Raw genomic sequence first — 15,420 nt, 5'->3', positions numbered from 1 at the left:
CTGCGCGAGCAGACGGTCCACGTCGCGGTCATCGCGTTCTTCGCGGCCTACCCCGCGCTCCACTCGGCGCTGACGAACTCGCCGGTCGGCGCGGAGATGGTGACGGTTCTGCCCGACGTGGAGACGATGATTACGGTGCTGTACTTCGGGCTGTTCGCCATGTCGTTCGACTTCATTAGCGGCTACACGGGCTACCTCTCGTTCGGCCACGCGGCCTTCTACGGCACGGGGGCGTACTTCGTCATCCTCGTCGCCAACGGGAAGATACCCATGCTCGGGACCGGCACGCCCTTTATCTACCTGCTGGTTCTCGCGGGACTCGTGGCGGCGGTCCTCGCGGTCCTCATCGGCGCGGTGTCGTTCCGCCTGTCGGGAGTCTACTTCGCCATGATCACACTCGGGTTCTCGCAGGTGCTGTACGTGTTCGTCCGCGACTGGGACTTCGTGGCGAGCAACCCGCGGGACGGCCCCGCGGTACTGGGCCGGACCGAACCGTTTAGCATCGGCGTGCCCGGGGTGGACTCGCTCAATCTGGCCATCGGCCAACTCGCGGGCGACAGCGTCGAGGGCTTGCTGGGATTCCTCTCGTTCGGGACGACCGAGGTCTCCTACTACATGATTGGCCTCGTGGTGCTGGCGTGCTACTTCGCCATGCAGCGCATCATCCACTCGCCGTTCGGGAAGGTGCTGGTCGCCATCCGCGAGAACGAGGAGCGCGCCGAGGCCGTGGGCTACAACACCTTCTGGTACAAACTCGGCGCGTTCGCGGTCTCGGCGTTCTTCGCTGCGGTCGCCGGGGGCCTGTTCGCGGGCTTCCAGCGGTCGGTCTCGCCCGAGAGCAGTTTCTACTTCCTCGTGACGGGCGACGCCCTGCTGGCGTCGATTATCGGCGGGTTCGGCACCCTCGCCGGACCGCTCTACGGCTGGCTCTTCGACGAGACGGTCACCGAGTTCCTCTCGAAGTCCGGGGAAGGCGGCGGTCTCCTCCCCTACCTCCGGGACCACCTCGGCGAGGCGACGATGACGACCGAACTCTACAACGGGCTGACCATCGGACAGGCCATCGACACCTTCCTCAACGGCCACGCCGAACTCTACGTCGGCGTCATCTTCGTGCTGTTCGTCCTGTTCATCCCGAACGGGCTGCTGGGGACGGTTCGGGACCGCCTCGGCGGCCCGGTCGGCAAGCAGGTCGCGGCGCGACTGCGAGGTGACGAGAAGTGACAGAACCAGACGAATCCACAGTCGGACTGACCGGATACGGAACCTACGTGCCCGAGGAGGTCGTCACGGGCGAGGAGATAGCCGCCCAGAGCGACATTCCCGAGGAGGTCGTGGTCGAGAAGATGGGCGTCCGCGAGAAGCGAGTCTGTCCACCCGACGCAGACCACGCGACGGACATGTGCGTCAAAGCCGCCGAGGACGCCCTCGATGACGCCGGAATCGACCCTTCAGACGTGGAGATGGTCCTCTACCACGGGTCGGAGTTCAAGGACTTCGTGGTCTGGAGCGCGGCGGCGAACGTCGCCGAGCGCATCGGCGCGGACGGGGCCTTCGCGGTCGAGAGCTACGCGCTCTGTGCCGGGGCACCCCTCGCTATCCGGCAGGCCAAGTCCCAACTCGTCGCCGACGCGCCCGAGACGGCCCTGCTGGTTTCGGCCAGCCGCGAGGAGGACCTCGTGGACTACGAGAACGAGGACTCGTCGTTCATGTTCAACTTCGGGAGCGGGGCCTGCGCGATGGTGCTGGAGGCCGACCCCGAGGAGAGCAGGACGCGGGCCACGATTCGGGAGAGCGCCGCGCTGACGGACGGCAGTTTCTCGGAGGACGTGGTCATGCCCGCTGGCGGGTCCCGGAACCCGGCGAGTCACGCGACGGTCGAGCAGGGCCTCCACGCCCTCGACGTGCCCGACCCGGAGGGCATGAAGGAGCGGCTGGCGGACGTGAGCCTCCCGAACTTCGAGGCGGTCGCCGACGACGCGCTCTCGCGGTCGGGCTACGACCGTGAAGACTTGGACTTCGTCGCGCTGACCCACATGAAGCGGTCCTTCCACGACCTGCTGACCGACCGCTTGGACGCGAAAAACTACTACCTCGACGAGTACGGCCACGTCCAGAGCGTGGACCAGATTCTCGCGCTGGACGAGGGCCTGGAGCGCGGCCTGGTCGATTCGGGGGACGTGCTGTGCTTCCTCGCGGCCGGAACCGGCTACACGTGGGCCGCGACGGTGCTTGAGTGGCAGGGCTGAGTCGCGGATTCGGGTTTTTCGTTTCTTCGGCCGTCGGTAGAGCCGAGCGTTCTGGTCTGTTTCCTAATTCGTCGGCAGAGTATCGTTTGTCGAGTATATCAATATCTCAGAACGAGAGTGGGAGGCGACGAGAAGCTAGCTTCAGGCTTGAACAACGCCGTCTACCGCAACCGCCCCGCACCGCTACCGCGGACCTCACACCTCCCCAACCTCGTCGGCCGCCGGAGGCGGCCGACTCCCTCGCGCGCGAGGCGCGGCCCGGCACGGACCGCGACCGCACGCGCCGACGCATGAGTTGATTCCACCATTTGCAACTTCTACCATTTGTAAAGACACATATATTTATGTTTAGAAAATGTATAGTTGTCTTTCCGTCAGAGCCGATTTCCGGAGTGCGAACTTCGACGGGGCGGGTTGCGGTCGGCGAACCCGGCAAAATAGGCCGCTGAACGCGGTGAAATCCGTCGCTGTTCCGAAACGGCTTTTCCGTCCCGAGGAGCCAATCCGGTGTGAACGACGAGAAACTCAAGTTCTACGCGCTCTACTTGACGCGGTTCGCCTCCGGGTTCGGGTTCGTCACGCTGCTGACGCTCCTGCCGAAGTACATCACGCTGTTCGGGGCCACCGGGTTCGTCGTCGGCCTGTTCACGACCGCATTCACGGGCGCCCAGACCCTCGCCACCATCCCGCTGGCGTGGGCGGGCGACCGAGGAGACAAGCGCCTCGTCCTCGTGGGCGTCCTCGGGGTGAGCGTGGCGAGTTACGTCGCGTTCGCGCTCGTCTCGAACCCCGCGGCAGAGTCGTGGCAGTTCATCCTCGTCCGCGGCCTGCAAGGCGTCGCCGTCACCGGGTCGGGACTGATGTCGCTGGCGCTGGTCGGCGAACTCTCGCCGCCCGACCGGCGGGCCAACCACATCGGCAAGGCCAACTCGTGGCGACTCGCGGCGGGCATCCTCGGCAGTCTCGCAGCGGGCGCGCTCTACCGCTGGGGCGGGTTCGAGGCGGTCTACACCGTCCTCGTCGCCCTCCTCGTTCCGGCGATGGTCGGCGTCTGGTTCCTGCTGGACGAGGACGAGACTCGCGTGAAAGGCAACCCCTTCGCGGGTCTGGCGTTCAACCGCCGACTCTGGACCCTCACGAGTTTCCGCGCCCAGTACGCCGTCGCGGTCACGCTGGTCCGGACGTGGGTCCCCATCTACGCTGGCGTCACCGCCGCGCGGGGCGGACTGGGCTACACCGCGCCGCTGGCGGTCGGCCTCGTCCTCACCGCCGAGAAGGTCACGAACATGCTTCTGCAGCCCTACACCGGCCGACTCTCGGACCGCGCCGGGCGCTCGCTGTTCGTCTTCGTCGGCGGCGGCCTCTACGGACTGGTCGCCATCGCGGTTCCGTTCACGCCCGCCATCGGAACGGCACTCGACTTGCCCGCCACCTTCCCGGTCGTCGGGACGCTCTCGGCCGCCTTCCTCCCCCTGCTGGTCTGCAACGGCCTGCTCGGGGTCGCCGACAGCATCCGCGAACCCGCCAGCATGGCCCTGTTCGCCGACGAGGGCACCGACGACGGGAGCGTCGCGTCGAGTTTCGGCATCCGAGAGTTGGTCTGGCGGCCGGGGAGCGTCCTCGCGCCGATGCTCGGCGGTGCCCTCATGACGATGCAAATCGACTGGGTGTTCTACGTCGGCGGGGCGTCGGCGCTGAGCGCGGTGCTGACGTTCTTGGGCGTCCTCTCTCGGAACTACGGGACGCAGGCGCTCACGGAATGGTAGTTTCTCTCGTTTCTCCTCTCCCGTTTCTACTCTCTCTCGTTGCTCTTCCCTCCCGTTTCTACTACTTTTGACCTGAGAGCCGATATTCCGATACTGTCGGAACTCGACGGTCGTTTCGGCGTTGAATGATGACTTAGGTAGTATAAGGATCATTATTGGACAATATCTTCCATTTATACATTCAGGAGTAGCCTCTTATAGGGGTTCGCGGATTGTTAGTCCATGACCGAGTACCCACCTTCCGACTCCGGAGACCAATCCCGACCGGGTGGTCGAACCGGCGTGCGAACCGACCAGCAAGCCGACACCGCTCTCCTCGCCGACCCCGAGGACTACCGCGCGAACTGCGGCGTCGGCGTCGTGATGGACCTCGCCGACGGCGGCGGCCACGGCGTCCTCGCCGACGGCCTCGAACTGCTCGAAAACCTCGAACACCGCGGCACGACCGGCGCAGAGGAGGACACCGGCGACGGCGCGGGCGTCCTCTTGCAGAAGCCACACGAGTTCTTCGCCGACGAGATTGGCGGCGACCTCGCTGGCGAGTTTCCCAACCCCGACGAGTACGCGGTCGGCACGGTATTTTTCCCGAAATCGGACCCGGCCCGCGAGAGACTCCAGACGCTCGCCGAGGACGTTCTCGCCGACGAGGGCCTCGACCTGTTCGCGTGGCGCGAGGTCCCGACCGACAACTCGGACCTCGGCAAGACCGCGCTCGACTGCGAACCCGCGATTTGGCAGTGCTTCGTCCGACCCGCGGGAGACGAGTCGCTCGACCCCGAGACCTTCGACGACCGACTCTACGTCGCCCGGCGCGTCCTCGAACGCTCCGTCGGCGGCGTCGATGTTGCGGGGGCCGACCGGTTCTACGTCTGCTCGCTCGACCGCCAGACGGTCGTCTACAAGAGCCTGCTCAAGGGCGAGCAACTGCCGGACTACTTCCCCGACCTGCGCGACGAGCGATTCGAGACCGCCTTCGCCATGGTCCACGCCCGGTTCTCGACCAACACCCTCGGCGCGTGGCACCTCGCCCACCCCTACCGCCGCGTCATCCACAACGGCGAGTTCAACACCATCCGGGGCAACGTCAACTGGATGCGCGCCCGGGAGAACGACCTCGAATCCGACGCCTTCGACGCTGACAGCGTGACCCCGGTCGTCGCCGACCCCGAGGGAAGCGACACCGCCGCGGTGGACAACTCGCTGGAACTCCTCCTGCGGGGCGGCCGCGAACTCCCCCACGCGCTCCGACTGATGGTCCCCGAGGCGTGGCGCAAGGACGACCAGATGGCCGAGGAGCGAAAGGAGTTCTACGACTTCCACGCTTCCCTCCTCGAACCGTGGGACGGTCCCGCGCTGGTCGCGGCGACCGACGGCGAGCGCGTCGGCGCGGTCCTCGATAGGAACGGCCTGCGCCCCTGCCGGTACGACGTGACGACCGACGACCGCCTCGTGATGGCCAGCGAGGCGGGCGCGCTCGACACCGACGAGAGCGAGATTCGGGACCGCGGCCGACTCGAACCCGGCCAACTGTTTCTGGCCGACCCCGAGGAGGGCCGCGTCGTCCCCGACGAGGAGGTCTTCGAGGACCTGACCGACGAGAAGTACGGCGAGTGGGTCGAGAGCGAACAGGTCGAACTCGACGCGGACGCCGACGACCCGCGGGCCTCGGCGACCCCCGACGCGCGCCTCGACGCCAGTCTCCGCGAGCGCCAGACCGCCTTCGGCTACACCCGCGACGAGTTGGACCAGCTGCTCGAACCGATGGCCGAGGACGGAAAGGACCCTGTGGGGTCGATGGGCGACGACACGCCGCTATCGGTCCTCTCGGAGTTCGACCGACCGCTGTTCTCGTACTTCAAGCAGCTGTTCGCGCAGGTCTCGAACCCGCCAATCGACTACCTCCGCGAGGACTGCGTGACCAGCCTCGAAAGCAGGTTGGGCAACCAGCGTAACCTCCTGTCGGAGTCCCCGGCCCACGCCCGCCAACTCGTGCTGGACTCGCCGGTCCTGACCGACGCCGAGACGACCGAAATGCGCGAGCAGGACGAGATTCCGACCGCGACCGTGGATATTACCTACCCCGGAAGCGACGACGCCGACCTCGAAGCCGCGGTCCGGCGCGTCCGCGAGGAGGCCAGCGAGGCCGTCGAGGAGGGCGCGGAAATCGTGGTCCTCTCGGACCGCGAGGTGGGTCCCGACCGGCTTGCGATTCCCAGTCTCCTCGCAACCGCCGCGGTCCACCACCACCTCGTCCGGAACGGCCTCCGGAACCGAACCGGCCTCGTCGTGGAGTCGGGCGACCCCCGGACGGTCCACCACCTCGCGTGCCTCGTCGGCTACGGCGCTGGCGCGGTCAACCCCACGCTGGCCTTCGAGTCCATCGCCGACATCGTGTCCGGACCCGAGGGAGCGAGCGAAGCCGACGCCATCGAGGCCTACGTCCACGCGCTCGAAGACGGCCTCCAGAAGACGATGGCGAAGATGGGCATCTCGACGGTCGAGAGCTACCGCGGTGCCCAGATTTTCGAGGCCGTGGGCTTGGACTCGGACTTCGTGGCCGAGTACTTCGCGGGCACTCCGGCCCGTACCGAGGGCATCGGCGTAGAGGGCGTCGAGGACGACCTCCGAGAGCGCCACCGGAAGGCGTTCGATGGCCGGGGCGGCGTCGGTGAGGGTGACGGCGAAAGCGAGGGTGACGAGAGCGATGACGCCCCCGAACCCGAACTGCAGGGCGAGTTCGAGCATCGGTCGAACGGCCGCCGTCACGAGTGGAACCCCGAGACTGTCGGCACCCTCCAGCGCGCGGTCCGGCAGGGGGACGAATCGACCTACGCCGAGTTCGCCGAGGCCGCAAACGACCACAACGGCGGCCCGCGGACCCTGCGCGGCCTGCTGGACTTCGACTCGGAAGACCGGGAGTCGATTCCGGTCGAGGAGGTCGAGGAGGTCGAGTCCATCGTGAAGCGGTTCTCGACCGCGGCGATGAGCCTCGGGTCGCTCTCGCCCGAGGCCCACGAGAACAACGCCATTGCGATGAATCGCTTGGGGGCCAAATCGAACACCGGCGAGGGCGGCGAACCGCCAGAGCGATTCGGCACCGAGCGCGAGTGCAACGTCAAGCAGGTCGCCTCGGGGCGGTTCGGCGTCACGAGCGCCTACCTCGCCAACGCCGACGAGATTCAAATCAAGATGGCCCAAGGCTCGAAACCCGGCGAGGGCGGCCACCTGCCGGGAAGCAAGGTCAACGAGATGATAGCCCACGTCCGGTACGCCACGCCGGGTGTCGGCCTCATCTCGCCGCCGCCACAGCACGACATCTACTCCATCGAGGACCTCAAGCAGTTGGTCCACGACCTGAAGGCCGCGAACTCCGACGCCGACGTGAACGTCAAGCTGGTGTCGGAGGACGGCATCGGGACGATTGCCGCGGGGGTCGCCAAGGCCAACGCCGACGTGGTCCACGTCTCGGGACACTCGGGCGGCACCGGCGCGAGTCCCCGGACCTCCATCAAGCACGCTGGCCTGCCGTGGGAGTTGGGCCTCGCGGAGGCCAACCAGATGCTTCGGGAGACCGGCCTGCGCTCCAGAATCCGGGTCAGCGTGGACGGCGGACTCAAGACCGGGCGCGACGTGGCGATTGCGGCGCTTCTGGGGGCCGAGGAGTACGTCTTCGGCACGTCCAGCCTCGTGACCTCGGGCTGCGTGATGGCCCGCCAGTGCCACGAGAACACCTGCCCGGTAGGCGTCGCCACCCAGCGCGAGGACCTGCGCAAGCGCTTCCCCGGCGAACCGGAACACGTCGTCAACTACATGACGTTCATCGCCCGGGAGCTTCGGGAGATTATGGCCGAACTCGGCTTCGAGTCGGTCGAGGAGATGGTCGGGCGCGTCGAGTGCCTCGAACAGCGCGAGACCGACCACCCGAAGGCGAGCAGACTGGACCTCTCGGGAGTCATCGCGGAACCGGCCGACCACGGGGCGGAACCCCAGCGGACGAAAACGCGGGAGCAGACTCACGAGATTGGGGACCTCCTCGACCGGGACCTGCTGGACGCCGCCGAGTCGGCAGTCGAGGACGCCGAACCGGTCGCGCTCGACGCCGACATCGCCAATCAGGACCGCGCAGTCGGCGCGATGCTCTCGGGGCGCATCTCGGAGATTCACGGCGAGGGCGGCCTGCCCGACGGGACGCTCTCGGTCTCGTTCCGGGGGACCGCGGGCCAGAGCTTCGGTGCCTTCCTCCAGTCGGGCGTGGACTTCCTCCTCGAAGGGGCGGCCAACGACTACCTCGGCAAGGGCCTCTCGGGCGGCCGCATCGCGGTCGAGACGCCCGACTCGGCGGCCTACGACCCCACCGAGAACGTCGTCGTGGGCAACGTCGCGCTCTACGGCGCGACCGGCGGCGAGGTCTACGTCAACGGCGTCGCTGGCGAGCGATTCGCGGTCCGCAACTCCGGCGTGAAGGCCGTCGTGGAGGGCGTCGGCGACCACGGTTGCGAGTACATGACCGGCGGCGTCGTGGCGGTGCTGGGCGACACGGGCAAGAACTTCGCCGCGGGAATGTCCGGCGGGATTGCCTACGTGCTGGACGACGGCGGCGACTTCGCCGACAGCCTCAACGAGGGAATGGTCGGCCTCGAACGCTCCCTCTCGGAGCGCGACGAGCGCGTCCTCCGCCGCCTCGTGGAGAACCACGCGGCCTACACCGACAGCGAGCGCGCCGCGGAGCTGCTGGACAACTGGGACGCCGCGCTCTCGCAGTTCGTGAAGGTGATGCCCGAGGCCTACGCTCGGGCCGTGACCGAGGAGGGCCGCGAGGACGTGCGGAACTCGCTGCCGCCGCAGGCGCAGGTCCGTGAGGAAGGCGGGCGGGCGGTGCAGAGCGGGGCGGACTAGCGGTTATTTTCTATCTCACGATAGTTGAAGGTCTAAGCAGAAGCGCTTCAGTTTCACTTCCACTCCGAATGGGCAACTAATATGTACCCCTCCGTGTCATGATTTGATAAGAGAAGACTTCAGTTCCCGATGCACATTCCAGATGACCAATATACACTACGTGAGTTCTGCCGGGTTATCATAGAGTCATCTGAATCTGTGCTAAAGGGCTATCACTATAATCAGATTAAATCCTTCTTCTATCTTTCTGAGGATGGATGGGAAGAATATCTAGAGGGGCATTATGAAGTTGAGGATTTCGGAGAGGTTACAAAGTTTGTGGGGGAATATGTGAATCGAAAAGGTGCGGAACAGATAGCTGAATTCTACGTTGGTGAGTACGAACAAGATCTCCAAATGATCATTACTGCCGAAACTGAAGAAGCAATAAGACAATCACTTCAACCTGTTTTTGAACGAAGTGAGCATCTCTCCCCAATGCCAATTATGACCGAAGACTTTCAGCAAATGAATGAAATTGTTCTTTCTCGGTATGAGGACATGCGTATATCAGAATTTAAATCTAAGCGAGTTCCTAGCTTAGCAGATGCAAGAATTCGTCCGGATGTTGACCGTGAAATTGAGTATAGAGGTATCGACGGAAGAGAGCGATTAGATGAGTTTCGGGATGAGTATGGAGTCGTTCCAACTCGAATTCAGTACGAACACGAAAATGTTCAAATCAAAATTGATACTTCTGGGAAGTTTACTCTCTTAACGATAAATAAAGAAAGCTTTGAGATTCTATTTGAACTAGTGCGCGAAGTTGTTCAAAACGTCCTTAACTTACGAGATGTTGCTAGAAGCATAAAATTCGAAAAAAAAGAGGTGATGCCGGGAAACTTGAAAATTACAGTACCGGAAGTTAGCTCGGGAGAAATTGTCTTCGATCAAGAGGTTACCCTGTTGCAAGCCGAGAATTTTCTTCGAGGGACTAGAAATAGCGATGAACTGAATTTTAGCTTTTCGGATGTCACAGCAGAAGCGGGTTCACTTGATTTTTCTGCACAGGTAGCTGATGAGACTAGAGGATCGCTTTTTAACGTAAGTGCTACCGAAGATTCAATGCGCATTGTTCCAAAGCAAGATTGTTCATTTCCCTCCCTCGTAGAGTTTTATTTAGCTATAATACAGCTGTTAGACGGCGGGGCAAAGATGCACCTCTACGAAACCCAGTCTGCCTCTTAATATGACTAACATTGATCCTCCTGAATCGGTGCCAGAGGGTCATGAGACTAAGTTTCGAGGTATATATGGAAAATGTATTGAACAGAAACTCAGGGAGTTTCCAGAGAAATCGAAGCGCGAAAACCTACGAAAAGAAATTGACACTCAACGTCAACATCGTAAACTAATCAGCTACGCGATCTTCCCCTTTGCTGAGGGTGCCCCAGCAGGATACAAATTCATTACTGCCGAACCACTTGAGGAATTAGGAGTTCAAAATGTTGACTTCCTTCTCTATGATATGGATGGCCATGTTATCTTGGGCGAAGCTAAATCATCCATTCCGAGCAATGCAACAAGGGTGGTAAATGAACTATCTGAACGAAAAGAACAAGCCAATCAGCATAAAGAGTATTTAGAAGAGGAGTATCTTGGAGATGATATCACCCATTTTGAATTCGTATTGGTGACATATGTCCAACACGGGGATAAAATTGCGAGAGAGATTGCCGCAGAGGGAGAAGATATCATCACATGGGTTATTGATCCTCACTCTGATACGTTATGGGTGAATCAAGCTAGACCAAAGACGTTCCCCGATAATCTCTCATCCGAACAACCAGATAAAATGCTAGCAGAACTTGATCGAAGACTTACCCATTCTGTACAAACTCTCAACTCCGAGTTAGACCGGATTAGGACAAGTTTCGGTCAGGCAGATATCTTACCCACTTCTACAATCGTTGATAGACTTCGGATCGTTGTTCAAGCACGTCGGGTTGAAGAACGGTATCCATGTGTAGACCGTAAAGATATCGCAGAATATGTATCAAATAGTACATTAAATTACCGGGAAGACCGTATTCAGAGAATCGTTGATGATTTGATTGAAGGTGGTAAGAATATCAACTTCTTGTCTGAATGGGAGGATGACCGTGCTGAGTACAAAATTGTCTCAAATTATACTGCTCGTGATGACCTTGAAAAAGCTTTAGAAAACAAATGGGTGAAATGGCGGATTAAAGGTCTAAAAGACGAGTTACGCGAAGACTGCAAACAAAAAGCTGTATCCGAAATCGGAAAGCAGACTGAACTCTCTGAGTTCGAAGAGTAGGTGTCGGTGTTAGCAGGCTATAGATACGAGGCGTCCCACCGAACCGGCTTCTTCGTATTCCCACAGTTATTGCACTCCAGTCGCTCCATCGAGTCCATCGCGGTGTCGAAGCTCTCGCAGTTCGAACAGAAGTAGCCGAAGAGGTCCTCGCCGCCCTCGTCGCTGTAGGCCGCGTAGAACGGGGCTTTCGACCCGCGGTCGCTCTCGACCCAGTTGACGTAGAGGGTCTGGCCGTCGTACTCGCGGGCCTCGAACTTCTCCTTGCCCTCTTGGACGTAGACGACTTCCGTGTAGGTCCCGTCGCCGATTTCGGTCTCGTGCTCGGTGGTCCGCTCGAAGCCGTTCGCCTCGTAGAACTGAGTCCCGTTCTCGTTGCCCGCCAGCACCTCCGCGGCGACGTGTTCGACGCCGCGCTCCGAGAGGACGGCTTGGGTGTGTTTCAGCAGGGTCGAGCCGACGCCCTGGTCGCGGTTGTCGGGGTCCACGTGCAACCAGAGGATGGTCCCGGTGGAGTCCTCGGAGGGGACCAGACTCTGGGAGAACCCCACGACGGTGTCGCCCGCGACGGCGACGAGGTAGAGCATCCCCTCCTCTTCGAGTTCGGCGTCCATCGCGTCGTCGTCGTACCACTTCTCGACCGCCGTTTCGATGACCTCCTCGTCGAGGACGTCGGCGTAGGACGCGCGGAGCGACTCCAGCGCGACGTTTCGAATCCCCTCGACGTCACCGGTTTCGGCTTCCCGAATTTCGATTCCGTCTGACTCGGCCTCTCTCTGTCCCATGCTACTCTTATTCGTGGTTTTCATTGATAAACGTTGTACCCGATTCGCGCAAATCAGGCGAAAGTAGGACGATGCGGTGGATTTTTCCGCGAGCCCGAAGCAATCGTTTCGGTTCTCAGAGAGAACTGTCGATTCGTCAAATTCGGTCGTCCGGGCGGATTTCCGACTCCAGTAGGCCTTTCAAACGGGGCGACCAAGCCCGGGCATGGACACCGCACTCGTCGTCGGCGGCACGCGATTCATCGGCCGCCACCTCGTCTCGGAGTTGCTCGACCACGGTTACGACGTGACCATCTTCAACCGCGGGAACCACGACAACCCCTTCGCCGACACCGAGGGCGTCTCTCACCACGAGGGCGACCGGACCAACGAATCGGCGCTCGAACAGGCCCGCCGCGAGGTCGAACCCGACGCCGTCTTCGACTGCGTGGCCTACAAACCCCGCGAGGTCCGGGCCGCGACCGAGATTTTCTCCGACGCGGACGCCTACGTCTACATCTCGTCGGGCGACGCCTACGGCAGAGAGGAGATTCCCAAGCGCGAGGGCGAGACCGAACTCCGGCCCTGCACGATGGAACAGGCCACCGACGACTCGGGTGAGACCTACGGCAACCGCAAAGCCGAGGGCGACCGAGCGATTCGGGCCGCGGCAGAGCGGGGCGTCAACGCCTACAGCGTCCGGCCCTGCATCGTCTACGGCCCCCACGACTACACCGAGCGACTGGACTACTGGATTCACCGAGTCGCCAACTACGACCGCGTGGTCGTGCCCGGCGACGGCGACAACGTCTGGCACCGCGCCTACGTCGAGGACGTGGCGAGTGCGCTCCGGACCGTCGCCGAGGAGGGCACGCCCGGCGAGTCCTACAACGTCGGGGACCGCCGCATCGTGACGATAGACGAGATGCTGGAACTCGTCGCGGACGCGCTGGATACCCAAATCGACATCGTCCACGCCGGAGAGCGCGAACTCGCCGCGGCGGACCTCTCGTTCGAGGACTTCATCCTCTATCGAGACTACCCCCACGTGCTGGACACGAACAAGTTGGCCGCCCTCGGGTGGGATTCGACGCCGCTCGACGAGGCGATGGAGAAGACGGTCGAGGAGTCCCTCGACAGCGACCGCGACGGGAGCGAGTACGACCCCGGCCGCGAGGCCGAGGAGCGCGTGCTGGGCGTGCTGGACACGCTCTGAATCGGGACAGACCGTTTCTCCTGGGAGTCAGACTGTCTCTCCGGCGAGCGTCAGACCGTCCTCTCCCTACAATCGTGTCGGGTGGAAATCGTATACTCGACTCTCGATTTCTGAAGCCGCCGAGCGGGGCGTTAATCCGGGTTTGAGACCGTTCGCAGGGCTGCGCTACCGCTTTCAGGCGGTTGATAACAAACACCCCTGCAATCGTTCGTCGGACTATGCTACTGTATCGTCGCCGCCGAACGTCTCCGTCCTCGCCGGTCCGACGATGATACGCGAGGCCATACGGGCGACCGTCAGAGGAGTCGGGGTGGTCCTCCTGACGGTCGTCGAGGTTACGGCGCTGTCGGTCTGGCTCGGGCTGGTGGGCGACGCCGAGCCGGTTTCCGCGACGGCGCTGGTCGGGGTGGTCGGCCTCTCAGCCGGGATGCTGGTAGAGGCGTTGCTGTCGCACGTCACGGTCAACGGATGGAGTCGGCCGATTCCGGCCCAAGCGGTCGCCGGACTCGCGCTCGCCGAGACCCTGCTGTGGGTCGGCTGGCTCGCAGCGGTCCAGTTCGCCGACAGCCTCCTCGGGGTCGTCGGGGCCGGACTCGCGCTCGCCGTCGCGCTGGTGCCGCGGCTCACCGCGGCGGACAACGTCGTCCGCGGTCGAACTCTGCGCGCGTCGCTGGTCCAGCGCGCGACTATCGGACTCGCGGTGTTACAGGCCGCGGGCGCGACGGCGTGGTTCCTCGTCGTCTCCGGCGCGGTGTTCTTCCCCGAGTGGTTCGTCGCGGGACCGATTGCGGGCTTCTCGCAGAACGCGGTCGTCGGCGCGGCCCTGCTGGCGGTCGCGGCGTTCGCCCGACACGTGCTGGCGGTCCGCCACGCGCTCCGGAAGGACCAGTGCCCGGCGAAGTCGGAGTGGCGCTCCTCGCGCGGGACGCTACGAGAGTAAGGCGCAGACGATTGTGCTGTTGTCCTCAGGAAACATATTTGAGCCTCTAACAAATATATTTGTTTCCCTCCGGAGCATTCTCTCGACGCCGCCTGCTCGCCCTGTCGGCCCATCATCGCCTGACACCACCGCCAGCCTGCCACCGCCTGTCGAGGGCACGCACACCCCGGCAGAGAGGTAAACTGTTTTCCCCGCCCGCAAGAGAGTAGCGGGTATGTTCGACAAATCGACGTGGATTCGTCTGCCACGCAACGTGGTAGTCGGCCACGGCGTCCTCGACCGCACCGTCGAGGCCGTCTCGGAACTCCACCTGCAGGGGCGGCCGCTGGTCGTGACCAGCCCCACGCCCCGCGAGGTCGCCGCCGAACGCGTCGCGGCGGACTTCGAGGAGGCGGGCGACGACCCCGCAATCGTCGAGATTTCGGAGGCGAGTTTCGAGTCGGTCCAACGCGTCATCGAAGTCGCCGAGGACGTGGACGCTGGCTACCTCGTCGGCGTCGGCGGCGGCAAAGCCATCGACATCGCCAAGATGGCCAGCGACGACCTCGGAACCGGGTTCGTCTCGGTCCCCACGGCGGCGAGCCACGACGGCATCGTCTCGGGGCGCGGGTCGGTCCCCGAGGGCGACACTCGACACAGCGTGGCCGCCGAGCCGCCGCTAGCGGTCGTCGCGGACACCGAGATTCTGGCCGACGCGCCGTGGCGACTCACCACCGCAGGCTGTGCGGACATCATCAGCAACTACACCGCGGTCAAGGACTGGCGGCTGGCCAACCGACTCCAGAACGTCGAGTATTCGCACTACTCGGCGGCGCTGGCCGAGATGACCGCCGAGATGCTGGTGGACAACGCCGACTCCATCAAGCAGGGGTTAGAGCAGTCGTCGTGGGTGGTCGTCAAGGCGCTGGTCTCCTCGGGCGTGGCGATGTCCATCGCGGACTCCTCGCGGCCTGCCTCGGGCGCGGAACACCTCTTTTCCCACCAACTCGACCGGATGGTCCCCGACGCCGCGCTCCACGGCCATCAGGTCGGGGTCGGCACCATCATCGCCGAGTACCTCCACGGCGGCAACTGGCAGGGCGTCCGACGGGCGCTCGAAACCATCGGTGCGCCGACCACCGCCGAGGAGTTGGGCATCGACCCCGAGACGGTCGTCGCCGCGCTGACCGCGGCCCACGAGATTCGAGACCGCTACACGATTCTGGGCAACGGGATGAGCGAGGACGCCGCCATCGAGGCGGCCGACACGACGGGCGTTATCTGACACACGCG

The 15,420-nt window shown here is 63.1% G+C and carries 10 protein-coding genes; 9 read left to right on the top strand and 1 reads right to left on the bottom strand.

What is annotated here, in order from left to right:
- Positions 1-96 precede the first annotated feature (96 nt).
- The 6 genes from EPL01_RS12255 to EPL01_RS12230 all read left to right on the top strand — a co-directional run bounded on the left by EPL01_RS12255 (position 97) and on the right by EPL01_RS12230 (position 11,231).
- On the top strand, positions 97-1,224 hold the full coding sequence (locus EPL01_RS12255; protein WP_135825555.1) for a branched-chain amino acid ABC transporter permease: 1,128 nt from the start codon (positions 97-99) through the stop codon (positions 1,222-1,224).
- Complete coding sequence (locus EPL01_RS12250) at positions 1,221-2,249, top strand: 3-oxoacyl-ACP synthase (RefSeq protein ID WP_135825554.1); 1,029 nt, start codon at positions 1,221-1,223, stop codon at positions 2,247-2,249. Before EPL01_RS12255 ends, EPL01_RS12250 begins: the two co-directional genes overlap by 4 nt.
- A gap of 509 nt (positions 2,250-2,758) precedes the next feature.
- Positions 2,759-4,015 carry an MFS transporter gene (locus EPL01_RS12245; RefSeq protein WP_135825553.1) on the top strand — a complete coding sequence of 419 codons (1,257 nt, stop codon included), beginning with the start codon at positions 2,759-2,761 and terminating at the stop codon, positions 4,013-4,015.
- 222 nt (positions 4,016-4,237) lie between these two features.
- Positions 4,238-8,911, top strand: coding sequence for a glutamate synthase large subunit (gene gltB / locus EPL01_RS12240; protein ID WP_135825552.1), 4,674 nt, complete (start codon positions 4,238-4,240; stop codon positions 8,909-8,911).
- A 129-nt stretch (positions 8,912-9,040) separates the two neighbouring features.
- Entirely contained in the window at positions 9,041-10,138 is a 1,098-nt protein-coding gene (locus EPL01_RS12235) for a hypothetical protein (protein ID WP_135825551.1), read from the top strand.
- Position 10,139: 1 nt separating this feature from the next.
- A complete protein-coding gene (locus EPL01_RS12230; RefSeq protein ID WP_135825550.1) occupies positions 10,140-11,231 on the top strand; it encodes a hypothetical protein in 1,092 nt (363 codons plus the stop codon).
- Positions 11,232-11,248: 17 nt separating this feature from the next.
- On the opposite strand, the gene EPL01_RS12225 is transcribed toward EPL01_RS12230, so the two are convergent.
- Complete coding sequence (locus EPL01_RS12225) at positions 11,249-12,013, bottom strand: GNAT family N-acetyltransferase (protein WP_246045689.1); 765 nt, start codon at positions 12,011-12,013, stop codon at positions 11,249-11,251.
- A gap of 205 nt (positions 12,014-12,218) precedes the next feature.
- Here EPL01_RS12225 and EPL01_RS12220 point away from each other — a divergent pair, with 205 nt between their 5' ends.
- From EPL01_RS12220 to EPL01_RS12210, 3 genes are all read left to right on the top strand, one after another.
- Entirely contained in the window at positions 12,219-13,208 is a 990-nt protein-coding gene (locus tag EPL01_RS12220) for an NAD-dependent epimerase/dehydratase family protein (RefSeq protein WP_135825549.1), read from the top strand.
- Between the two features lie 268 nt (positions 13,209-13,476).
- A complete protein-coding gene (locus EPL01_RS12215; RefSeq protein WP_135825548.1) occupies positions 13,477-14,148 on the top strand; it encodes a hypothetical protein in 672 nt (223 codons plus the stop codon).
- 214 nt (positions 14,149-14,362) lie between these two features.
- A complete protein-coding gene (locus tag EPL01_RS12210; protein ID WP_135825547.1) occupies positions 14,363-15,412 on the top strand; it encodes an NAD(P)-dependent glycerol-1-phosphate dehydrogenase in 1,050 nt (349 codons plus the stop codon).
- The last annotated feature ends 8 nt before the right edge of the window (positions 15,413-15,420 follow it).

It is taken from the genome of Halorussus ruber (assembly GCF_004765785.1).
GTDB lineage: Archaea > Halobacteriota > Halobacteria > Halobacteriales > Haladaptataceae > Halorussus > Halorussus ruber.
The sequence above is the reverse complement of the archived record's forward strand: the minus strand, read 5'-3'. Positions and strand labels throughout refer to the sequence as shown.